24 protein-coding genes are annotated in these 22,939 nt (G+C 51.7%); 8 read left to right on the top strand and 16 right to left on the bottom strand.

Annotation, left to right across the window (positions count from 1 at the left end):
- Positions 1 to 5: 5 nt before the first annotated feature.
- A complete protein-coding gene (locus OGX91_RS06165) occupies positions 6 to 2,294 on the bottom strand; it encodes an FdhF/YdeP family oxidoreductase (protein WP_005123153.1) in 2,289 nt (762 codons plus the stop codon).
- A 217-nt stretch (positions 2,295 to 2,511) separates the two neighbouring features.
- Here OGX91_RS06165 and yghU point away from each other — a divergent pair, with 217 nt between their 5' ends.
- Complete coding sequence (gene yghU, locus OGX91_RS06160; protein WP_204583280.1) at positions 2,512 to 3,378, top strand: glutathione-dependent disulfide-bond oxidoreductase; 867 nt, start codon at positions 2,512 to 2,514, stop codon at positions 3,376 to 3,378.
- A 95-nt stretch (positions 3,379 to 3,473) separates the two neighbouring features.
- Here the strand turns inward: yghU and hybG are convergent, their stop codons facing one another.
- The 11 genes from hybG to yghX all read right to left on the bottom strand — a co-directional run bounded on the left by hybG (position 3,474) and on the right by yghX (position 13,342).
- Positions 3,474 to 3,722 carry a hydrogenase maturation factor HybG gene (gene hybG, locus OGX91_RS06155; RefSeq protein ID WP_005123149.1) on the bottom strand — a complete coding sequence of 83 codons (249 nt, stop codon included), beginning with the start codon at positions 3,720 to 3,722 and terminating at the stop codon, positions 3,474 to 3,476.
- 30 nt (positions 3,723 to 3,752) lie between these two features.
- Positions 3,753 to 4,094 carry a hydrogenase maturation nickel metallochaperone HypA gene (gene hypA, locus OGX91_RS06150; RefSeq protein WP_003024462.1) on the bottom strand — a complete coding sequence of 114 codons (342 nt, stop codon included), beginning with the start codon at positions 4,092 to 4,094 and terminating at the stop codon, positions 3,753 to 3,755.
- Positions 4,087 to 4,575, bottom strand: a complete 489-nt coding sequence (gene hybE / locus OGX91_RS06145) for a hydrogenase-2 assembly chaperone (protein WP_286625714.1) — start codon at positions 4,573 to 4,575, stop codon at positions 4,087 to 4,089. The genes hypA and hybE overlap by 8 nt, the downstream gene beginning before the upstream one ends.
- The gene (locus OGX91_RS06140) at positions 4,568 to 5,062 is read right to left on the bottom strand and encodes a HyaD/HybD family hydrogenase maturation endopeptidase (protein WP_286625712.1); all 495 of its coding nucleotides are present in this window, start codon (positions 5,060 to 5,062) and stop codon (positions 4,568 to 4,570) included. The genes hybE and OGX91_RS06140 overlap by 8 nt, the downstream gene beginning before the upstream one ends.
- Positions 5,062 to 6,765 (bottom strand): hydrogenase 2 large subunit, encoded by a 1,704-nt coding sequence (gene hybC / locus OGX91_RS06135; protein ID WP_003024476.1) that lies wholly within the window; start codon positions 6,763 to 6,765, stop codon positions 5,062 to 5,064. The genes OGX91_RS06140 and hybC overlap by 1 nt, the downstream gene beginning before the upstream one ends.
- Positions 6,762 to 7,940 (bottom strand): Ni/Fe-hydrogenase cytochrome b subunit, encoded by a 1,179-nt coding sequence (gene hybB / locus OGX91_RS06130; protein ID WP_005123144.1) that lies wholly within the window; start codon positions 7,938 to 7,940, stop codon positions 6,762 to 6,764. Before hybB ends, hybC begins: the two co-directional genes overlap by 4 nt.
- Complete coding sequence (hybA, locus tag OGX91_RS06125) at positions 7,930 to 8,916, bottom strand: hydrogenase 2 operon protein HybA (protein WP_005123143.1); 987 nt, start codon at positions 8,914 to 8,916, stop codon at positions 7,930 to 7,932. Before hybA ends, hybB begins: the two co-directional genes overlap by 11 nt.
- A 2-nt stretch (positions 8,917 to 8,918) precedes the next feature.
- Positions 8,919 to 10,037 (bottom strand): hydrogenase 2 small subunit, encoded by a 1,119-nt coding sequence (gene hybO / locus OGX91_RS06120; protein ID WP_040233985.1) that lies wholly within the window; start codon positions 10,035 to 10,037, stop codon positions 8,919 to 8,921.
- A gap of 188 nt (positions 10,038 to 10,225) precedes the next feature.
- The gene (locus OGX91_RS06115; RefSeq protein ID WP_003024490.1) at positions 10,226 to 10,513 is read right to left on the bottom strand and encodes a DUF2623 family protein; all 288 of its coding nucleotides are present in this window, start codon (positions 10,511 to 10,513) and stop codon (positions 10,226 to 10,228) included.
- 85 nt (positions 10,514 to 10,598) lie between these two features.
- A complete protein-coding gene (locus OGX91_RS06110) occupies positions 10,599 to 12,239 on the bottom strand; it encodes a methyl-accepting chemotaxis protein (RefSeq protein ID WP_005123140.1) in 1,641 nt (546 codons plus the stop codon).
- Positions 12,240 to 12,454: 215 nt separating this feature from the next.
- Entirely contained in the window at positions 12,455 to 13,342 is an 888-nt protein-coding gene (gene yghX, locus OGX91_RS06105; protein WP_005123139.1) for a YghX family hydrolase, read from the bottom strand.
- 155 nt (positions 13,343 to 13,497) lie between these two features.
- On the opposite strand from yghX, the gene OGX91_RS06100 reads away from it, so the two are divergent.
- A complete protein-coding gene (locus OGX91_RS06100) occupies positions 13,498 to 14,538 on the top strand; it encodes an aldo/keto reductase (protein WP_005123138.1) in 1,041 nt (346 codons plus the stop codon).
- A gap of 77 nt (positions 14,539 to 14,615) precedes the next feature.
- On the opposite strand, the gene OGX91_RS06095 is transcribed toward OGX91_RS06100, so the two are convergent.
- On the bottom strand, positions 14,616 to 15,119 hold the full coding sequence (locus OGX91_RS06095) for an ESA_00282 family adhesion-associated protein (RefSeq protein WP_005123136.1): 504 nt from the start codon (positions 15,117 to 15,119) through the stop codon (positions 14,616 to 14,618).
- 103 nt (positions 15,120 to 15,222) lie between these two features.
- On the opposite strand from OGX91_RS06095, the gene OGX91_RS06090 reads away from it, so the two are divergent.
- Together OGX91_RS06090 and OGX91_RS06085 are read left to right on the top strand one after the other, a co-directional pair.
- Positions 15,223 to 15,627 (top strand): hypothetical protein, encoded by a 405-nt coding sequence (locus OGX91_RS06090; protein ID WP_040233982.1) that lies wholly within the window; start codon positions 15,223 to 15,225, stop codon positions 15,625 to 15,627.
- 1 nt (position 15,628) lies between these two features.
- Positions 15,629 to 16,036, top strand: a complete 408-nt coding sequence (locus OGX91_RS06085; RefSeq protein ID WP_005123132.1) for a hypothetical protein — start codon at positions 15,629 to 15,631, stop codon at positions 16,034 to 16,036.
- Positions 16,037 to 16,111: 75 nt separating this feature from the next.
- Here the strand turns inward: OGX91_RS06085 and exbD are convergent, their stop codons facing one another.
- Both exbD and exbB read right to left on the bottom strand, forming a co-directional pair.
- Positions 16,112 to 16,537, bottom strand: coding sequence for a TonB system transport protein ExbD (gene exbD / locus OGX91_RS06080; RefSeq protein ID WP_005123131.1), 426 nt, complete (start codon positions 16,535 to 16,537; stop codon positions 16,112 to 16,114).
- Between the two features lie 6 nt (positions 16,538 to 16,543).
- Entirely contained in the window at positions 16,544 to 17,278 is a 735-nt protein-coding gene (gene exbB / locus OGX91_RS06075; RefSeq protein WP_149691766.1) for a tol-pal system-associated acyl-CoA thioesterase, read from the bottom strand.
- A gap of 251 nt (positions 17,279 to 17,529) precedes the next feature.
- On the opposite strand from exbB, the gene metC reads away from it, so the two are divergent.
- Together metC and yghB are read left to right on the top strand one after the other, a co-directional pair.
- On the top strand, positions 17,530 to 18,717 hold the full coding sequence (gene metC, locus OGX91_RS06070; RefSeq protein ID WP_005123128.1) for a cystathionine beta-lyase: 1,188 nt from the start codon (positions 17,530 to 17,532) through the stop codon (positions 18,715 to 18,717).
- A 131-nt stretch (positions 18,718 to 18,848) separates the two neighbouring features.
- Positions 18,849 to 19,508 (top strand): DedA family general envelope maintenance protein YghB, encoded by a 660-nt coding sequence (yghB, locus tag OGX91_RS06065; RefSeq protein WP_003024510.1) that lies wholly within the window; start codon positions 18,849 to 18,851, stop codon positions 19,506 to 19,508.
- A gap of 90 nt (positions 19,509 to 19,598) precedes the next feature.
- On the opposite strand, the gene OGX91_RS06060 is transcribed toward yghB, so the two are convergent.
- The gene (locus OGX91_RS06060) at positions 19,599 to 20,498 is read right to left on the bottom strand and encodes an AraC family transcriptional regulator (protein WP_005123124.1); all 900 of its coding nucleotides are present in this window, start codon (positions 20,496 to 20,498) and stop codon (positions 19,599 to 19,601) included.
- Positions 20,499 to 20,691: 193 nt separating this feature from the next.
- On the opposite strand from OGX91_RS06060, the gene yqhD reads away from it, so the two are divergent.
- Complete coding sequence (gene yqhD / locus OGX91_RS06055; RefSeq protein ID WP_199947147.1) at positions 20,692 to 21,855, top strand: alcohol dehydrogenase; 1,164 nt, start codon at positions 20,692 to 20,694, stop codon at positions 21,853 to 21,855.
- Positions 21,856 to 22,079: 224 nt separating this feature from the next.
- Positions 22,080 to 22,907, top strand: coding sequence for a 2,5-didehydrogluconate reductase DkgA (dkgA, locus tag OGX91_RS06050; protein WP_199947148.1), 828 nt, complete (start codon positions 22,080 to 22,082; stop codon positions 22,905 to 22,907).
- The last annotated feature ends 32 nt before the right edge of the window (positions 22,908 to 22,939 follow it).

Here is a 22,939-nt window from a genome sequence, read left to right as displayed (position 1 = left end):
AGGAACTACGCCTGGGTAAGGATGACCGGCACGCTTTTATACGCCGGAGTTAAGCTTTGTGTGTCCACCGCATCCAGCGACAGCAGGACATTCGCTTCCGGCAGATACGCCCCAATTGAACCCGCCGCCATGTTGTAAATCACCACCGTTAACCCGTACATCACGCGATCGGCACAGGGAAGCCCGTTATCGTCCAGCGCCTGAACGTTGACCACATCCCCCTGACTCAGCCCGCGAGCCGCTGCTTCCTGGGCACTCAAAAACACCACGTCGCGCCGACCGGTAATGCCACGATAGCGGTCGTTCATGCCATAGATAGTCGTATTATATTGATCGTGACTGCGCAACGTAGCCAGAACCAGCGCATCCGCAGGTTGGTTTTCCCGCACCACGGCCCGTTGGCGGCTGACGATAAAGTTGGCTTTGCCATTCTCCGTTCGCCATTCACGCCGCGAAGCAGGCGTATCCATACGAAATCCGCCTGGCTCGGCAATACGCGTGTTGTAGTTGTGGAATGCCGGAATCACAGCTTCAATGGCATCGCGGATCAGCGCGTAGTTCCCGGCTAACGTCTCCCAGTTGACCGGCGAGTGAGGCAGAGTGGCGCGTGCCATTGCCGCCACAATTGCCGGTTCAGACTTTAACCACCGCGAAGCGGGTTTCAGCCCACCACAGGAAGCGTGAACCATCGACATCGAATCTTCGACGGTGACTGACTGAATCCCCGTCGCCTGCATGTCGCGCTCGGTTCTGCCCAACGCGGGGAGCAGGTAGTTATGTTTTGCCAGCAGCAGGTGTGATCTGTTCAGTTTGGTCGCAACGTGAACCTGCAGATCCAGCTTTTTCATCGCCGCAAAGGTACGCTGCGGCTGCGGCATCGCCACCGCAAGGTTTCCCCCCATGCAGATAAGCGCTTTTGCCTCTCCCCGCTCGATGGCCCGAATACTCTCCACACTGGAACGGCCATGTTTGCGCGGAACACGGATAGAAAAATACGTCTCAAGGCGTTGCAGGAAATCTTCGGATGCCGCTTCGTTGATCCCTACCGAACGATCTCCCTGCACGTTAGAATGACCGCGCAACGGGCAAATCCCCGCCCCCAGCTTACCTATATTGCCTTTCAGCAGCAGCAGGTTTACCAGCTGCTGGACGTTCTCAGTGCCGTTTTTATGCTGGGTGATGCCCAGACCATAGCAAACAATCGTGGCGCGGGATTTACTGTAGCTGTGCGCCAGATCTTCCATCTGACTACGCATCAGTCCCGAGTCCTGTTCCAGCTCCGCCCAACTACGCTGGCGTAAGTCATCATACAGCGCGGCATATCCGGCGGTGTGCTCATCGATAAACGCATGATCGAGCGTCGGCTGCTGATCCAATAAGATCCGCGCTTCATCCATCTCGATCAGCGCCTTCATGATGCCTTTGAGCAGCGAGGCGTCACCGCCCATTTTGACCTGGTAGTAGTCGCTGCTCAGTTCCGTCGCCTGACCGGTAAACATCTCTTTCGGACTTTGCGGGAAGCTAAAGCGCTCAAGCCCCCTTTCGTTCAGCGGATTAATGGAGATAATTTTAGCCCCGCGTCTGGCAACGTCGCGTAAGGTAGTCAGCATGCGCGGATGGTTGGTGCCAGGGTTATGCCCGATACAAATCACCAGATCGCAGTGGTCAAAATCCTCAAGTTCAACGGTTCCTTTTCCAAGGCCAATGGCCGGCGTTAGCCCTGCACTGGTCGGCCCGTGGCACATGTTTGAGCAATCAGGGAAGTTGCTGCTGCCATATTCGCGGGCAAACAGCTGATACAAAAACGCAGCCTCATTTGACGTTCTGCCGGAGGTGTAAAACTCAACCTGCCGGGCTGAATCATAACTGCGCAGACGCTCACCGATCTCATGGAAGGCGGTATCCCAATCCACCGCCTGCCAGGTATCTGACGCTGCATCGTATTTCATCGGATGCGTTAAACGACCGATATTTTCCAGCTCATAATCGCTGTAGTGCCAGAGTGTGGAAACCGGGTGACGGCTGAAAAATTCCGGTGACGCTTTCTTGCGGGTTGTCTCCCAGGAGACCGCCTTAACGCCGTTTTCGCACAGCTCCATTGGCGCGCGATGACCCGGGTCCGGCCACGCACAGCCCGGACAATCGAACCCTTTCACCTGGTTCATTTTGAACATCGCGATAATGTCGCGTACAACAGCCTTTTGCGAAAACACCGAAGCAGTGACGGCTTTTACCGCGCCCCACCCACCCGCCGGGCCCTGATAACCGCTTACTCCTGGAACACCCTTTTTCATTATTACTGCTTATTCACCGCCAATTTTTGATGGTGAATACGGTAGCAATTTCCGTCCAACATTGATTTCCTCTTCATGGAGTACGGGCCAGGTACAATGAACGGGTTAGATTTATCTTCCCCTTTCAGCACAAAACGGCATAAAGTCCCAATCTGTTAAATTGAGTTCTACCTGGCTGCTACACTGCATCAAACAACCACTCAGAAGGCAGGTCACTATGTCAGACAATACCTATCAGCCCGCGAAAGTCTGGACGTGGGAAAAATCGAACGGCGGCGCATTCGCCAATATCAACCGCCCGGTTTCCGGCGCTACACACGAGAAAACGCTGCCGGTTGGCAAGCATCCGCTGCAGCTCTATTCTCTGGGTACGCCAAACGGGCAGAAAGTGACGATTATGCTGGAGGAGCTGCTGGCGCAGGGCGTGAAGGGCGCGGAATACGATGCCTGGATCATCCGTATTGGCGACGGCGATCAGTTTTCCAGCGGCTTTGTGGAGGTGAATCCGAACTCGAAGATCCCGGCGCTACGCGATCACTCGCAAAACCCACCGGTTCGCGTATTCGAATCTGGCGCAATCCTGCTCTATCTGGCAGAAAAATATGGTTATTTCCTGCCGCAGGATTTGGCTAAACGCACCGAAACGCTGAACTGGTTATTCTGGCTACAAGGCGCAGCCCCATTCCTCGGCGGTGGCTTTGGCCACTTCTACAACTATGCGCCAGTGAAGATTGAATACGCGATTAATCGCTTCACCATGGAAGCCAAGCGCTTACTCGACGTGTTGGATAAACAGTTAGCGCAGCATCAGTTTGTCGCCGGAGATGAATACACCATTGCCGATATGGCGGTCTGGCCGTGGTTTGGCAATGTGGTATTGGGCAACGTGTACGACGCGGCAGAGTTCCTTGACGCCGGAAGTTACAAGCACGTGCAGCGCTGGGCAAAAGAGATTGCGGCACGTCCGGCAGTTAAGCGGGGCCGTATTGTAAATCGCACTAACGGACCGCTGAACGAGCAGCTTCATGAACGCCATGACGCCAGCGACTTCGATACCCATACCGAAGATAAGCGCCAGGCTTAAAATGCCTGATGGCGACGCCGGGGTGTCTTATCAGGCCTACAAAGACGCCCTGGCGTAGGCCGGATAAGGCGTTTGCGCCGCCATCCGGCATAAAATCATGCGCTGGTGACGTCATACTCCATGCGGCGAAGTGCATCCAATGTGAATTTAGCTTCATCTTCATCAATGATGCTCATGGCGAACCCTACGTGCACCAGCACCCATTGCCCGACCAGTTCGGCAGGCTCGCCTTCACATATCAGGGCAATATTGACATCACGCTTGATGCCGCACACTTCAACCTGCGCAAGCTGGTGAATATCTTCACCAACGGCCAGAATCTGACCAGGGACTCCAATACACATATCTGACTCCGCCCCATAGCAACCTATGGGCTATTCGACTTCAATACTTTTCACTTTCAGTGAATCGCCCGCATCAACTCGCAGACGATCCCCCTGACAATGTGGACACTGCGCATCATGCTGGGTGATTTCCACAACCTGACTGCAATCCCAGCACCACGCCTGGGCAGGTTTGTAATCAATATGCAGCTCACATCCTTGCGCCAGCGTCCCCTGACAGACGATGTCGAAACTGAAACGGACGGCACTCTCCTCAACGCAGGAGAGCGCGCCAATTTCCAGCCAAACGCCGGTTACACGTTTGACACCGTGCTGCTCTGCCTGCTGTTGAACAATCTCAACCGCGCTCTGACACAGGGACAGCTCATGCATTTTCGCAGTTCCGCCGGCCCAGCAGCAGCGCGCGGCGGTTGAGCTGCGGCGTATTTGGATCGCTCACCGGCAGCGATAACAGCATTCGCGCACAATCGTCAGTCAGGCGCACACCTTCTTGCGCAGACATGCTGTGCGAAAGCGGCGACATCAGCGAGCAGGAGAGGTATTGCGATACACCCTCCAGTTCACCCACGGTAAAGGTCATTTCGCCATAAGGCAGACGCAACCCGATTTTTTCGCTGACTTTACGCACCGGCCAGACCTGATCCGGCCCAGGGAAAATCAGCGCGCTGAGCATCCAGGGTGTGATAACACACCCCGTCCACTGTCCTTCAAACAGCGTAAAATCAGAGACATACACCGGCATATTCGGATGCAGAAAAGAAAGATCGTGCATCGAACGCCGGGCAACCTCTTCAAACGCGGCCTGAATTTGCTGCTTCGGGGCTGTCTGAAAGCCTAAGAACTCCTCAGACATGTGCCTTCTCCCGTGGAATCGCTTCAACGCCAGACTCGCGCAGCACAGCAAGAACCTGCTCAAGCGCAGGTTCAATCATCGCTTCAACCGTTGGCGTTAGCCCGATATGCGGCTCCAGCGATTCCGGAATAACGCCGACTAAAGTCAGCTTTGTCGGGAACTCGCCGGTGAAACGCAGGGCCGACAAAACGTCGGCCAGGCCAAGCTGGTGCGGTGAGATTTTGTTGGTAAACAGCGCCGGGATCTCTTCATCCCGCAGGACCATCATCGTTCCTGGCGTGTTTTTCTTCGACACAATGGCGTCAGCAATGATCAGATGATCTCTGTTCGCCATATCGCCAAGAAGCTCCATCCCAGCCGTACCACCGTCCAGAACATCAACAAAGTCTGGCAGGATGTACCGTTGTTCTAATGCCTCAACGATACGTACCCCGATGGCTTCGTCGGTCAGCAAAATATTGCCGACCCCTAAGACTAATATCCGCATTACAGAACCTTAACTGAGACCACTTCGTTCCCGTCAACGTCCACCACATGCACCGCACATGACATACAAGGGTCGAAGGAGTGAATGGTACGAACCACTTCCAGCGGTTTGTTTGGATCGGCAATCGGCGTACCTACCAGCGAGCGCTCATACGGTCCCACTTCATCATTAAAGTTACGTGGGCCAGAGTTCCAGGTTGACGGTACAACCGCCTGGTAGTTGCTGATAATGCCATCTTTAATCACCATCCAGTGAGACAGCATACCGCGCGGTGCTTCGAGGAAACCAACACCTTTGAATTCGCCTGTTGCCGGAATATCCGGTTTCACGAAGGTGGTGTGGTCGCCTTTACCGATGTTCACGATCAGCGCGTTGTACTGATCCTGCAGAACGTTCTGCAGTTCACAGCAGTGAACGGTACGACCAATGATACGGCCCAGCGTAGAGTGCAGCTGCGACACTTCGATAGTTTTACCGGTCAGCTTGGTGTAAATCGCGATGATTTCATTCAGCTTGGCATGGGTAGACTCGCGTTTGGCCGCCAGTTTACACAGCATGTTAGCCAGCGGACCCACTTCAACCGTTTTACCGTAGAAGGTCGGCGCTTTAACCCAGGAGTACTTGCCGTCATCTGACCAACCGGTGTAATCAGGAACCGTTGTGCCTTCCCACGGAGCCTGCGGCGCTTCGTCTTTGTACCACGCGTGTTTCGCACTCTCCTGAATCCCTTTGATCAGGTACTCATCGGAGTGAGAAGTGATCGGACGATAGGTCGACAGATCTTCATTAGTGATGTAACCGCCCGGGAACAGGAAGCTGCCGTTTTTACCGTCAGTCGGGAATTCCGGCGCGCTCAGATAGTTAACCGCGCCCTGACCACGTTCCAGCCACTCCGGATAGAACGCAGCAATGACCGCGGTATCAACCTTGTAAACCTGCTCAACGAAGTCGCTCAGCTTATCAATGAAAGACTTGATGTACATCAGGCGTTCAAGGTTCAGCACACCAAGACCGTCGAGGTTAATCGGGTTAGCAACCCCACCTACCGCCAGGTTCTGGATGTGCGGCGTTTTACCGCCCAACAGCGCCACAACGCGGTTGGCATCACGCTGGCATTCCAGCGCCTGCAGATAGTGAGCGACCGCAATCAGGTTCACTTCCGGCGGCAGCTGCATTGCCGGGTGACCCCAGCAACCGTTAGCAAAAATGCCTAACTGACCGCTGGCAACAAGATCTTTGATCTTGTTCTGAACCTTGGTGAACTCTTCTGCGCTGTTCAGGTGCCAGGAGGACACGCCGTTCAGCATGGCAGACGCTTTCGCTGGGTCAGCTTTCAGGGCAGAGGTGATATCCACCCAGTCCAGCGCAGACAGCTGATAGAAGTGAACAATGTGGTCATGCGTGGTGTGCGCGGCCAGAATGATGTTACGGATGTACTGTGCGTTTACCGGAACATCAATATTCAGCGCGCTTTCAGCTGCACGAACAGAAGAGATAGCGTGAGTTGTGGTGCAAACACCACAAATACGCTGCACAATCATCCAGGCATCGCGCGGATCGCGATTTTTCACGATCTCTTCCATGCCGCGCCACATGGTACCGGAAGCCCATGCTTTAGATACCACGCCATTTTCGATTTCGCAGTCGATGCGTAAATGACCCTCAATACGGGTTACCGGATCAATAGTAATTCTCTGGCTCATGCTTTGCTCGCCTCATGACGATTTTGATCGTTTTGTTTTAAAGGAGGAAGTATCGGCAGTAGACGAATGAGTACGATGTATGCACAAATCTCAATAGCCACAAAACCAATAGAAATCAACAGTTCTTCCCAGGTCGGGAAGTAGTGGTAGCCACCACCAGGATTGAATGCCACCAGCGAATAGGACAGACGCCATGTTGCACAACCCAGCAATGCGCTCAACGCGGACAGATACAGCATACGCGAGTCATTGCGCAGCTTGGTGACACGCAGCACCACCAGCGGGAAGACCATCAGCACGACTTCAATCCAGAACATCACGGAGTAAAGATCGCCTGCAAACGCATACGACAGCTTGTCGCGGTAGATCAACTCGCCAAAGCGCAGAACCACGAAAATCGCCAGCAGCACGCTGATGGTGTTCGTCAGCTTGATGAACAAACTTTTCTCGTCCGGACCGTTACCTTTCAGACCCGCTTGTACCAGTGAGCCTTCAAAAATGACGATAGAGAAGCCCATAATAAAGGCGGTTAATACCGAGAAAAGTGGCAACATTTCATAAGCTTGCCATAGCGGATGTACTTTATAGCCCGCAGAAATCATCAATGAACCCATTGAAGACTGGTGCATGGTCGGCAGCAGCGCGCCGAGAGCGATAATAAAGAACATCACTTTATTCAAACGTTTGAGCGATACTTTCCAGCCCAGACGTTCAAACAAGGCCGGAGCAAATTCCAGCGCCATGATACCGATATAGATGGTCATACAGACCGCCGTTTCAAACAGTACCGAGTTCACGTTGAAGTGACCCGGAATGTAGAAATACGGCAGGTTCCAGTAACGACCGACGTCAATGGTGATCGACAAACCACCCAGCGAGTAACCAAACAGGCTGGCCAGCAGCGCCGGACGTACCAGTGGATGGTATTGTCCTCTGTTGAAAACATACACCGCCCACGCCAGCGCCCAACCACCACACGCGAAACCGGTACCGATCAACAGGTCAAACGCGATCCATACGCCCCACGGGAAACCGCCGTTCAGATCGGAGACTGAACCCAGTCCGAAGACCAGACGTTTTACGATCAGGAGCATACACAGGACGATTAACGGCCCAAAAATAATGACCGGTTTGCTGATTATTCTTCCGCCCAGCGGTTTAGGATCATGACTCATGATCGTCTCCTCCATCGTGATGGTCGTTTTTCGTATTACGACGAACCAGCACGGTTAAGCCCGCCAGCGCTGCCAGGGGTAAAATCATGCCCTTATACAGGGAATGTTGAACATGTTCGGAACGCGCACCGGTTGACAGGTCATCCAGTTTTGGCAGATCCAAATCCTCGTAAGGAACACCCGTCAGCACCATAACCTGCGTACCACCGCCTTCCTTTTCACCGTACAGGTGCGGGTAGTACTTCGGTACCGTATGCAGATAGGTATCACCAGCGTTCACTGTCTGACGCGGATAGTGGTATTCGCTGCCAGGCTTCAGTGCGAGACGTTTTTTCGCCTCAGCCATCAGCTCTTCACGCGTACCAAAAATCACTGCACCGGCAGGACACACTTCAACACACCCCGGTAAACCACCTTTGTCCAGACGTTCAACGCCTTTCTGGTTACACAGTTCACATTTATGCAGCGCACCAAACGGGTTGTTGTAGTCGTATTTAGGGACGTTGTACGGGCAGGCAACCATGCAATAACGGCAGCCGGTACAGACATCTTTGTCATAGTGGACGATGCCGGTTTTCGGGTCTTTCTTCAGCGCGGAAACCGGGCAAACGGAGACGCAGTTCGGATCGACACAGTGCATGCACTGTTTCTTAATGTATGCGTAGCCATTTTCTTCCTGGTCTTTGTTAACGCCAGTTCCGCTACGCCATACCTGGATGATGTTATTGGTATACGGAGACAACTTGTCGTTGTTCGACCAGGTCTGCTCGCCTTCCGGATTACGCGCCGGGAAGTTGATATCCTGACACTTGGTGACGCAGGCCTGGCAGCCTACGCACAGCGTCGAATCATAGAGCATCCCAAGAGAACCCGGGATCGGCGGACGGTTTTCTGCAGCCGCATGGCTGATGGACGGCGCGGCGCCCAACAGCAATGCCCCGCTGGAGGCTGCTTTAATAAAGTTACGTCTGTTCACGGTTATTCTCCCCGTGAGTCAGCGTTATCTTTCTTCTGCTGACGCCCCAGTTCACGAACCGCCATCACGCTGACACCGGCAACCAGTCCTACTACGCCACCAAGCAGCCCAATCGCTCCGGCAGAAACATTGCCGCCTTCTTTCATATTGACATCTGGCTTCTCGGAACGCGGCGTTTGGTTTTCCACATGAGCAAGCTGGTGAATACCTTTATGGAAACCGACGCCTTCTTCGTTACAGCCGTAGCAAGGGTGACCAATAGCCACCGGCCATACGCCGCCAACGTCGCAGAATTGCAGCGTTGAACAGTTGCCGTAGGTTTCGGGTCCTTTACAGCCCAGATGGTAGAGGCACCAACCTTCACGGTGGCCTTCATCGCCGAACTCTTTCGCAAAACGACCGGCATCAAAGTGCGGGCGACGTTCGCAGTGTTCATGAATCAAACGGCCATAGGCGAATGTCGGACGGTTTTTGGTATCCAGCTTCGGCGGCTTACCGTAAGTGATGATATGCGCGACAGTCGCGAGGAAGTTATGCGGGTTAGGCGGACAGCCTGGGATGTTGATGATGGTTTTGCCTGGCAGAACTTCTTGCAAGCCGACTGCCCCCGTTGGGTTCACGCCAGCGGCAGCTACACCACCCCATGCGGCACAAGAGCCGATAGCGATGATAGCTGCTGCACCTTCGGCCGCTCTGCGGATGTGATCCACAATTGGCTCACCGGCAACCATGCAGTAAATACCATTATCTTTTAGTGGTATAGAACCATCTACCACCAGAACATATTGCCCTTTGTACTTCTCCAGAGCGTTATGTTTGTTCTCTTCGACCTGGTGGCCAAAGGCGGCAGAGAGCACCTCATGATATTCAAGAGAGATCGTCTCCAGAACGAGGTTTTCCACTGTAGGGTGTGTCGCACGAAGCAGCGATTCAGTACAACCCGTACACTCCTGAGCACCAATCCAGATAACCGGTGGGCGCTGAGGACGAGAAACTGATTCGGCCATTTCTGCGGCGGCTTTGCTACTGAGCCCCATGGTAGCGGCCAGTGCTGCACAAAGCTTCATGAAATCACGGCGATTGATGCCGTTCGAATTGATGAGAGAATTATCTCCAGTCATTTTATTGTTATTCCGTTGCGAAGACCTGGCTTTTATTTTGCACCATTCGCATGTTGCTTATTGCGATCGGCGCGCCATTACCACACTTTTTATATGGTTATGTGCATTATAATACTTCGGCGGAGCAACAAAACGAAGGCGTAGGTCAATAGTGTAATTAATTAAAGCAAGATAATACCCCTTTTGGATCAAGCTTCGAGCCGATAGCCGGCCATGAAAAAACGAATTGTTGTACTCGACTGGTTCTCTTTGAAGAAATCCATCACCATCTCTTTATCCAGCCCGTAACGACGCGTCAGGATCCCCGCTTCCCACGCGCTGAGCTGTCGGTCACCCGTTTTTTCAAACATTCGATGTGAAAAACCCAGAACAAAACCGCGCTTATAATCTGCACAAAAATTCGCCACTGAACGAGCACTGTCCGCACTTGAGGCGTTCAATCCGGCCATCAGGCCCTTACCAAAATGGTTGTCCATGCATAACCTCCAATCGCTATATAATAAATTATATAGCGATTTTTTAAGCAAAGGCCAGAGGTATCACGCACTTTTTTGTGCCAGATTAAAAGGACACCCACTCGTCCGTTTTAGGCGCTGCAGCGGTTCTGTCTTCAGCGGAAGGGGAAGCAGTATTGGCAGCGGCGTATTGCACATCGTTGGCTGAAAGCCGGAATTGTTGTACAGAGCGTTGCAGCTCTTCCGTTTGCCGTTCCAGCGCCACTGCAGCAGCGGATACTTGTTCTACCAACGCGGCATTCTGTTGCGTCACGCTGTCCATCTGAGTGATCGCAACACTGACCTGCGAGATACCTTTATTTTGCTCTTCAGAAGCAGAGGCAATTTGTTTCATGATAACGGTCACTTCGGTCGCGCCGCGCAGAATTGCCTCCATCGTTAACCCGGTCTCTTTAACCAGACGAGCGCCCTGATCGACACGACGCGACGATTCACCAATCAGCGTCTCAATCTCTTTTGCCGCACCGGCGCTACGGCTGGCAAGGTTACGTACTTCACCAGCAACGACGGCAAAACCACGTCCCTGTTCACCAGCCCTGGCCGCTTCAACGGCGGCGTTGAGCGCCAGAATGTTGGTCTGGAAAGCAATGCTATTAATGACGGAGGTAATTTCTGCGATCTGTTTAGAACTGGCAGCAATACCGTCCATGGTGTCAACCACTTCAGAAACCAGGGTGCTGCCTTTACCCGCCGTCTCTGTCGCCGTATCGGCAAGCTGGCTGGCCTCACGCGCATTTTCGGCGTTAAGTTTTACCGTGGCGGTCAGTTGCTCCATGCTGGCAGCGGTCTCTTCCAGCGCCGCGGCCTGCTCCTCAGTACGGGAAGAGAGATCGTTATTACCGCTGGAAATCTCCGTTGCGCCTCGCCAGATATTGTCACTGCCTGAACGAATCGTACTTACGGCTTCACGCAGGCTGTCCTGCATTGCGCACAATAAAGGGACCAGTTGGCCCACGCAGTTACGCCCAAAATCTTCAATCGGATGGCTGAGATCGCCCTGGGCAATCTGGCGGAACTGCTGGCGAATGCGATCGAGAGGTTTCACCATCATGGTAACGAGGTAACGATCGGTGAAGAACAGGAGGGCGATCCCGAGGATAACGGCAGTAATAATCAGTGTCCGAATGATCGACGTTTTACCGTCTACCATAATACGCGTCGCATCAAGTCTCTTTCCGGCGGTGGCATCAAACCGTTCAGCGCTGGCACCAAATTCACGGCTCAGTGCGGGCGTAATCGTGCTGGCATGTTCCGAAAACGCCGTAAGCGAGCCCTGCTGCGCCAGTTGCATTTGCGGTATCACACCTTTATCCAGCAAAGCTTGCCACCTGGCCAGCACTGCTGCTGAAATTTCCGGGTCCATGGGGCCTGGAGACAATGTTTTCATCTCCTGGAGCTTTTGGCTCAGATTATCCAGCGATTGCTGGGCAGGTGTAAAATCAGGCGTTCCACCGCCAATTTTGACATCCACAGCACGGCTCAGGCGTGTCACAAAGCGAAAGTACTGATCGTTCCCCTGACTCAGCACCGTCATCTGTTTGACGAGATGGCGGTCAATATCATTCCCTTCTGATATTTTTGATAAAGCATGCAGACTGAATAAACCCACGCCCGACCAGAGCAGGCAAAAAAGTCCCAGTATTGCCAGCATGACAATACGAATAGTGAAGTTTTTCAGCAAATACATAATAATTTCCTTGCCATTGATGAGGAATTCGCCATCAGGCGATACTTCCCCTTGTTATCGGCAGGCAATGAAGAAGATATAATACGTTCTTTATTTTTTTACTTTTTTAAGTCTATCTATTATTCCTGCTGGTCATATCAATATGAATGTTAATGAAATTAGGTAGCATTATTATTCAGATAATTAACCTAAAGCTGTAAATAATGCGTTGTTTTTCATAACAAATATTTATCAAACCAGGCAAGAGTGCGTTCCCAGGCTAAATCAGCAGCTGCTTTATCATAACGGGGGGTCGAATCGTTATGAAAACCATGATTAACACCGGGATAGATATATGCTTGATAGATTTTCTTATTCGCTTTGAGTGCGGCTTCATAAGCGGGCCAGCCTTCATTAATTCGTGTGTCTAGTTCTGCATAGTGTAATAATAAAGGCGCATTAATTTTAGGGACATCAGAAGCAGGAACCTGACGACCATAAAAGGGCACCGCACATGCCAGTTCAGGGAAAGCAACAGCCGCTGCATTCGCCACACCACCACCGTAGCAAAATCCGGTGATCCCCACCTTTCCTGTCGCCATCGAATAACGCTGCATAAACTCAATAGCGGCAAAAAAATCATTCATCAGCTTAACGGGATCAACCTGCTGCTGTAATTCCCGGCCTTTATCATCATTGCCGGGATAACCGCCCAGTGAACTTAATCCATCGGGTGCCAGCGCAATATAACCCGCCTTCGCCACCCGCCGTGCTACATCCTCAATATACGGATTCAGCCCACGATTCTCATGTACCACTACCACCGCCGGAACCTTCCCCGTCACCTTCGCGGGTTTCACCAGATAACCTCGCACATCACCATGCCCATCAGGCGATGGATAGGTAATGTATTCTGCCAGAATATCGGGATCGGTAAATTCTACCTGCGTTGCCAGGGCATAGTTCGGTTTCAGCAAATTGAATAGCGCCAGTGCCGTCATGCCACCTACCGCATATTTCGCCGCCAGATTCAGAAACTCGCGTTTCGTAATTTTGCCATGGGCGTAATAGTCATAGTAAGCGAGTAACTCCTGCGGAAAGTCTTTAGCAGTCAGACGCGGCATGGTCGCACTCCTGAGTGATGTTTTTTTAAGCAAAGCACAGTGATCTGTTTTTGCCCAGTTTTTCATCCCAGTGTGACCTGGTGAACGGGATATTCAGTGGGAACTCGCTAGAATAGAAACGTTGTTTCGAAATTCACCTGCACTAAGGAGATCTCATGGCCTGGTTTGCCAATCCTGAACGTTATGAGCAAATGCTCTATCGCTACTGTGGGCGCAGCGGCTTGCGCTTGCCCGCGCTGTCGCTGGGCTTATGGCACAGTTTTGGACACGTTCACGCTCTGGATTCACAACGAGCACTGCTGCGAAAAGCATTTGATTTAGGGATAACACATTTTGATTTAGCCAATAACTACGGGCCGCCTCCGGGCAGTGCTGAAGAGAATTTTGGTCGATTGTTGCGCGAGGATTTTGCACAATATCGTGATGAATTGATCATCTCAACCAAAGCGGGTTACGACATGTGGCCGGGGCCGTACGGTTCTGGCGGCTCACGCAAGTATCTGCTGGCCAGCCTCGACCAGAGCCTCAAGCGCATGGGTCTCGACTACGTCGATATCTTCTATTCGCACCGCGTTGACGAAAATACACCGATGGAAGAGACTGCTTCCGCGCTGGCCCATGCCGTGCAAAGTGGCAAAGCACTGTATGTCGGCATCTCATCTTATTCGCCAGAGCGCACGCAGAAGATGGCCGAACTGCTGCGGGAATGGAAAATTCCGCTGCTTATCCACCAGCCATCCTACAACCTGCTTAACCGCTGGGTAGACAGCAGCGGCTTGCTGGATACGCTGGAATCCAACGGGATGGGCTGTATTGCCTTCACCCCGTTGGCGCAGGGGCTCCTGACAGGGAAATACCTCAACGGTATTCCTGATGGTTCCCGTATGCAGCGTGAAGGGAAAAAAGTCCGTGGACTGACGGAAAATATGCTAACGGAAGCAAATCTTAACAGTCTGCGTTTGCTCAATGAGATGGCCCAACAACGTGGGCAGTCGATGGCGCAAATGGCGTTAAGCTGGCTACTAAAAGATAACCGGGTCACATCGGTATTAATTGGCGCCAGCCGACCTGAGCAGTTGGAAGAGAACGTTCAGGCACTGGCAAACCTGACTTTCAGTGCCGAAGAACTGGCACAGATCGATAAACATGTCGCGGACGGTAAGCTCAATCTGTGGCAAGCCTCATCAGACAAGTAACGATCTGACCATTACGCCGGGTGTAGTCCTACCCGGCGTAATGGCCTGCTGATGAGAGTGGGCAAGTAAATCTCGCCTCACACCTCGTCCTCTTTAATCAACGGACGCTGGTATTCCGGCCATACCAGGGCGACAAGTGCAGGATAGGCTTCAAGGCTGAACTCCCTGAAGCACTGCCGCAAGTTAAGCACATCCAGATCGGCGTGCGGGACTTTCTCCCCGCTGAGGCAGCGCTTTTTAATATTGTCATAATACTTATAAACCGCAGAGTTAAGATCGCTACAGCGCCGCTGCGCGTCAAAGAGCCCCGGCGTTTCATTCAGCTCCACCATTGTCATCCGCTTGACTGTGGAGTGGATAAAATCAATATATTCGTGATTGACTCGCCAATACCATACCGGAGTAATCGAATTCATCAGGGCAGAAAAATGATCTTCTCCCTCTTCTTTACTTAGCATTTCTGGCTGGTACTGTGCGTTAACATCTTCTGTATAACGGTTTTTATTTGCACTACGCATTAGCAAAAGTACCCCGCAGGTCAGCAATAGCAGGGTAATAACAGAATAAAATATACTGTTCATAGCGGGCTCCATTTTTTTTGATTTTAAAATTACCCCATGCTATTGTCAACGCGGCCTACCTTATTAAAAACATCATATTATTGGCAGCAAAGGATATTTCAACATGCTTCCCGAGCATCTTGTTCCCTCTCGTTTTCATTTATCCGCAACCCCGAACAATACAAACACCACAGAAAATAGTGAAAATTTGACTCAGGGGAAGATAACGCTAAGTGATTACGAATCAGAAATTTTGATTAGTTCCGCAGCTACCGGACAGTCCCGGAATATGTTATTTGAAGAGTGCGATCGTCATTTAAAAGAGCGTCTTTTCCGCGCCGCAAAAATTGAGTCATTTACTCGTCTGCTCAATTCATTACAGGCGGAAGGCGACATTAACGCCCAGGAATTAAGTAAAATTTTGGCCAAAAAAACAGCCATGATAAATGAACAAGGCAACAAAATTTGGCTTAATTTAATTACTCGCGAAACCAACGATCCTATTTTTTATTCTCTGGAAGAGAAATAAAATGAAAGATGTTGAAGATAATAATGTTTATTTGGCTTTAGATAACCACAAAAGCGATGAGTTTGTCTTAAAACAAAATCTGTCTGTGTTGATAGCCAATAAAAACGCGACGCTGGAAAGCCTTGCTCAAGAGATGGTTTCTATACCCGCCGCGCTGGTGCGGATGAAATGGCAAAATCGTCATGAAATCTACGCACTGCAAGCCAAAGAAGAGATTTACGGTGCCACTATCGAGGCCATCATCGCTCAGCAACCAGAATTGCGGGACAAAATCATGGCCCGTCTGGAAAGCACATACCAGCATCTGCTTGCACGTGAAACTGCCACACTGCGCCTGACCCGTAAGCTATCCGAAGGGAATTACGAACCCACAAAAATCACTACGGTAGCGCTGGACGAGAACAGATAAGGCAAAAGACTTGCAGGGAAATGATATCAGGAGAAGCTTGCCGGGTAAGGTCAAACCTGTACCCGGCAACAAGGATTATTTGGCTTTCACGGTCTCTTCACCGACCAAACCAATCTTCAGGTAGCCCGCCTGATGCAGCGTATCCATAACCTTCATCATGGTTTCGTAGTCAACGGTTTTATCTGCCCGGAAGAAGACAGTGGTGTCTTTCTTGCCTTCAGTTAGCGCGTTTAGCTCGTTAATCATCGTCTCATCGGTGACCTGATCGTTACCAATAAACATGGTGTTATCGGCTTTTACTGACAGGTAAACCGGTTTTTCCGGACGCGGTTGCGGCGTACTGGTGGATGCAGGAAGATTGACCTTCACATCCACGGTTGCCAGTGGCGCTGCCACCATAAAGATGATCAATAATACCAACATGACGTCGATAAACGGTGTCACGTTGATATCATGCATTTCACCGTTATCGTCCAGGTTTTCATTAAAGCTCATTGCCATGGAACATTATCCTACACGTAATTTCTGCGCAGCACGTACCGGGTGTGCAGACGCGCTTGCACTCAGGTCCAGGTCACGACTTTGCAGCAACAGCACCTGCGCAGCGACATCGCCCAGCATCGCTTTATAGCTGCCAATCTGACGAGCAAAAATGTTGTAGATAACCACAGCAGGGATTGCCGCGACCAGACCGATCGCCGTCGCTAACAGAGCTTCTGCAATACCCGGCGCAACAACAGCCAGGTTGGTGGTTTGGGTTTGCGCGATACCGATGAAGCTATTCATGATGCCCCATACTGTACCAAACAACCCGACAAATGGAGAGATAGCCCCGATGGTTGCCAGGTATCCATTACCCCGCCCCATCTGACGTCCAACGGCGGCAACGCGACGTTCCAGACGGAAACCGGTACGCTCTTTGATCCCTTCGTTGTCATCACTGCCTGCTGACAGTTCCAGTTCATTCTGCGCTTCATTAATCAGCAGAGAACCCAGGCTTTTGGCATCGAATCCAGCGGCAATCTCACTTGCCTGATCTAAAGAGCGGGCATCAGCCAGCATGTGCTGTTCACGCTTAAGACGGCGCTTCTGCGTAAAGAACTCAAGGCTCTTACTAAAGAAGATAGCCCAGGTGACCACTGACGCCAAAATCAGCCCAATCATCACGCACTTAACCACGATATCGGCGTGCTGATACATACCCCAGACGGAAAGGTCCGTCTGCATCAAATTATTACCCACTCTGTATCTCCAGAACGCAAATCACAAAATCTGAGCGTAATCATATCAAAACGACGTCGAATTGATAGTCGTTCTCATTACTATTTACATAGTGCCGCACCTTTGGTTTCTTTTCCTTGCGCTCACGCAGTAAAAAAGTTACCAGAAATCGATTTGAGAATATTTTGTACTTTATGGCTATTCTGCAGGACGCGGCAGATGCGATTCATGCTAGTTTAGACATCCAGACGTATAAAAACAGGTCGAACAACATGGCAGATAAACAACTTGAAACCAAACTCGTGCACGCAGGACGCAGTAAAAAGTACACGCTGGGTTCGGTAAATAGCGTGATCCAGCGCGCTTCTTCGCTGGTTTTTGACTCCGTAGAGGCCAAAAAACAAGCCACCCATAACCGTGCTAACGGCGCGCTTTTCTACGGACGTCGCGGCACGCTGACGCATTTCTCCCTGCAGGAGGCGATGTGCGAACTGGAAGGCGGCGCGGGCTGCGCCCTGTTCCCCTGCGGTGCAGCAGCCGTTGCCAACACCATCCTTGCCTTTGTTGAACAAGGCGATCATGTGCTGATGACAAACACCGCCTATGAACCCAGCCAGGATTTCTGCACTAAGGTGCTGGGCAAGCTTGGCGTGACAACCGGCTGGTTCGATCCGCTGGTCGGCGCGGATATTGTGAAGCATATACAACCGAATACTAAAGTCGTTTTTCTTGAGTCTCCAGGTTCTGTCACCATGGAAGTTCATGATGTTCCAGCCATTGTTGCCGCAGTCAGAAGCGTAGTGCCTGACGCGATCATCATGATTGATAACACCTGGGCTGCCGGGGTGCTGTTCAAGGCGCTGGATTTTGGCATCGATATTTCTATTCAGGCAGGCACCAAATATCTGATTGGTCATTCTGACGGCATGGTTGGGACAGCGGTATCCAATGCCCGTTGCTGGGATCAACTGCGTGAAAACGCCTATCTGATGGGACAAATGCTGGATGCCGATACCGCCTATATGACCAGCCGCGGATTGCGGACGTTAAGCGTTCGCCTGCGCCAACACCATGAAAGCAGTTTAAAAGTCGCCGAGTGGTTGGCTGACCATCCGCAGGTTTCCCGCGTGAATCACCCGGCACTTCCCGGCAGCAAGGGACACGAGTTCTGGAAACGCGACTTTACCGGTAGCAGCGGTCTGTTCTCATTTGTTTTGAATAAGAAGCTAGATAGTGCAGAACTGTCTGCTTATCTGGATCACTTCAGCCTGTTCAGCATGGCCTATTCCTGGGGCGGTTTTGAATCACTGATTCTGGCTAACCAACCGGAACATATCGCGGCAATCCGTCCGCAAGGCAAAGTGGACTTCAGCGGAACGCTCATCCGTTTACACATCGGTTTAGAAAATGTTGACGATCTGATTGCTGATTTAGCCGCAGGATTTGCCCGCATCGAGTAAAATTGCCATAGATGGACATATATGCAGACACTTCTGGTGGAAAAGTCTGCAATTGTTGCGTCCGGGATCAAGGCATCCCGGACAATTCAGGAGTACAATCCACCCATAAACGCTGTTCCACAGGAAAGTCCATGGTAGTCATTCAAGATATTGTCTCCGCGCTCTGGCAACACGATTTTGCCGCGCTGGCGGATCCGCATGTTGTGAGCGTAGTGTACTTCGTTATGTTCGCCACACTGTTTTTAGAAAATGGCCTGCTGCCCGCCTCCTTCTTACCCGGAGACAGCCTGTTATTGCTGGCAGGGGCGCTGATCGCTCAGGACGTGATGAGTTTTTTACCTACCATAGCTATTCTGACTGCCGCCGCCAGTCTCGGTTGCTGGCTGAGCTACATTCAGGGACGCTGGCTGGGCAACACACGGACGGTAAAAGGCTGGCTGGCGCAATTACCTGAAAAGTATCATCAGCGCGCCACCTGTATGTTTGACCAACACGGGCTGATGGCGCTGCTGGCCGGACGTTTCCTGGCATTCGTTCGTACCTTGCTGCCAACCATGGCGGGGATTTCGGGGCTGCCTAACCGTCGCTTCCAGTTTTTTAACTGGCTGAGCGGTCTGCTGTGGGTCACTGTGGTCACCAGTTTCGGCTATGCGCTCAGTATGATCCCGTTTGTTAAACGCCACGAAGATCAGGTAATGACCTTTTTAATGATCCTGCCAATCGCCCTGTTAACCGCAGGTCTGTTGGGAACGCTGTTTGTGGTGATCAAAAAAAAATACTGTAGCGCCTGAACCGCATCCGTAGGCCGGATACTCTCCGGCATTTCTCCATATGGCGCGCAGCGTTTAGGCCTACGGGATACCTGTCAGGCCGACAAGAAATCAACTCCCCTGCATCATCCGAATTCTGGCTGCATCCTCTCCAGGCGTTACGCCAAAGTAACGTTTGAACTCCCGACTAAACTGCGATGCACTCTCATAACCCACGCGCATTGCCGCCGCACTGGCTTTCATCCCGTCATGAATCATCATCATCCGCGCTTTATGCAATCGATAGCTCTTCAGATACTGCAACGGTGAAGTACTGGTCACCGATTTAAAATTATGATGGAACGCCGACACGCTCATATTGGCTTCTGCCGCCAGCTGTTCTACATTGAGATTTTCGGTGTATTTGGTTTCAATCCGCTTCAGCACACGGCTTATCAAACTGAAATGTGTCTGGCGACTGACCAGCGCCAATAACGCCCCTCCACGCGGCCCGGTCAGCACATGGTAGAGGATCTCACGAATAATCTGTTTTCCCAGAATACGTGCATCCAATGGCCGTTCCATCACATCCAGCAGGCGTTCCGCTGCACAGAGAATTTCATCGGATAGCGTCGCGGAGTTGATCCCGCTTGCCGCCATTGCGGGCTGGAACAGTTCATCCTCCCCAATATCCATCAGCAATTCCTGCAATTGCAGGATATCGACGTTCAGGCGGATACCAGCCAACGGAACGTCCGGTGTCGCATAAGTTTCACATTCAAAGGGTAAAGGTACTGTGAGCAGTAAGTATTCGTTGGCATCATAGCGAAAGACACGCTCGTTGATATAACCAATTTTATATCCTGAAAAGAGAAATATAATGCCAGGCTGATACATCACTGGTGTGCGCCCCCCAGGTTCAGAGCCATACAGTAAGCGAATATCAGGCAGCAGATCATTTAATTTATTTTCATTATTTTTCAGCTGGTTAATTTTATCTGTCAGCAGGAGACAGATCTCATCACGGTTCATAGGGCACCATTTCATCATTGATTTGCAACCCTGATATAGTGCGCACTTTTATCCATTTTCTCCAGTAGTCTGTAGAAATGGGCAAGACATCGGCAGAAATGAGCATTGAGAGGAACGCTTCTGACGACCACAATGTTCACCATCAGGCAGGCACTCGCCTACCCTCTTTTTTACCCACACAAGGTAACGAGCAATGAACAACTTTAATCTCCATACCCCAACCCGCATTCTGTTTGGTAAAGGCGCGATTGCAGAACTGCGCGACCAAATCCCACAGAATGCTCGCGTACTGATTACCTACGGCGGTGGTAGCGTGAAAAAAACCGGCGTTCTGGCACAGGTTCAGGATGCACTGAAAGGCCTGGACGTGCTGGAATTTGGCGGTATTGAGCCGAACCCGTCTTATGAAACGCTGATGAACGCGGTAAAAATTGTCCATGATGAGAAGGTGACATTCCTGCTGGCGGTAGGCGGCGGTTCTGTTCTTGATGGCACAAAATTCATCGCCGCAGCGGCACATTATGCTGACGGTGTTGACCCGTGGCGCATTCTGGAAACCCACGGTAACGACGTACAAAGCGCCATCCCAATGGGCTCGGTACTGACCCTGCCGGCAACCGGCTCTGAATCTAACTCCGGCGCGGTAATTTCGCGCAAAACGACTGGCGACAAACTGGCCTTCATGACCCCGTTTGTCCAGCCCGTATTTGCTGTACTCGATCCGGTTTACACCTATACCCTGCCGCCGCGTCAGGTTGCCAACGGCGTGGTAGATGCTTTTGTTCATACTGTAGAACAATATGTGACTTATCCGGTAGACGGGAAAATTCAGGATCGCTTTGCCGAAGGCATTCTGCTGACGCTGATAGAAGACGGTCCAAAAGCGTTGCAGGAGCCGGAAAATTACAACGTACGTGCAAACGTCATGTGGGCGGCAACCCAGGCGCTGAACGGCCTGATCGGCGCAGGCGTACCGCAGGACTGGGCAACCCATATGCTGGGTCACGAGCTGACGGCGATGCACGGACTTGACCACGCTCAGACGCTGGCAATCGTCCTGCCTGCATTGTGGAATGAAAAACGCGATACCAAGCGTGCCAAACTGCTGCAATACGCAGAGCGCATCTGGAATATCACCGAAGGAAGCGATGACCAGCGCATCGACGCCGCCATTGCCGCAACCCGCGCTTTCTTCGAACAAATGGGTGTACCGACTCGCCTGTCTGACTACGGTCTGGATGGCAGCTCCATCCCGGCACTGCTGGAAAAACTGCAAGCGCATGGCGGCACGAAACTGGGTGAACATCAGGACATTACTCTGGACGTCAGCCGCCGGATTTACGAAGCTGCCCGCTAAGGTTTTTTAACCTCCGACTTTCGTTTTTGGCTATTTATACCAGGCTTAAGTCACACCTAACTCACCGGGGGCTGCTCCGGTGAACTCAATTTACACCCAATCATTCATGATGCATCGAGGCGGCAATTGAGTGAATCCCCGGGAGCGTACATAAGTACGTGACTGGGGTAAACGCAAGCAGCCAACAAAGAGGCAGCCTGAAGGATTAAGTGTAGGGGGGAATTATGACCGGTCCAACCATTATCAAGCTACAGGATGGTAACGTCATGCCGCAACTGGGCCTGGGGGTCTGGAAGGCAAGCAACGAAGAAGTCATCACCGCCATTCATAAAGCGCTGGAAGTAGGGTATCGCTCAATTGATACCGCTGCGGCGTACAAAAACGAAGAAGGTGTCGGCAAAGCAATACGCGATGCGGGCGTGCCACGCGAAGAGTTATTCATTACCACCAAGCTGTGGAATGATGACCAGAAACGCCCACGGGAAGCGTTGCTCGAAAGCATGGAGAAACTCCAGCTCGATTACCTCGATCTCTACCTGATGCACTGGCCTGTCCCGGCGATCGATCACTACGTTGAAGCGTGGGAAAACATGATCAACTTGCAAAAAGAGGGGCTGATTAAGAGCATCGGCGTGTGCAACTTTCAGATCAACCATCTCCAGCGGCTGATAGATGAAACAGGCGTCCCGCCGGTGATTAACCAGATAGAACTGCATCCACTGATGCAGCAACGCCAGCTGCACGCCTGGAACGCCACACATAAAATCCAGACCGAATCCTGGAGCCCGCTGGCGCAAGGCGGTAAAGATGTATTCGATCAAAAGATCATTCGCGACCTCGCTGAAAAATATGGTAAATCACCGGCGCAGATTGTCATCCGCTGGCATCTGGATAGCGGCCTGGTGGTGATCCCGAAATCCGTCACCCCTGCCCGTATTGCCGAGAACTTCAATGTCTGGGACTTCCGCCTGGACAAAGATGAACTCGGTGAAATCGCAAAACTCGATCAAGGGAAACGCCTGGGCCCTGACCCGGATCAGTTCGGCGGTTAATCTCTCCTCTCCAGCCCGGCATTCCCGTCGGG

Source organism: Citrobacter sp. Cpa228, assembly GCF_030333085.1.
GTDB lineage: Bacteria > Pseudomonadota > Gammaproteobacteria > Enterobacterales > Enterobacteriaceae > Citrobacter > Citrobacter pasteurii.
The sequence above is the reverse complement of the archived record's forward strand: the minus strand, read 5'-3'. Positions and strand labels throughout refer to the sequence as shown.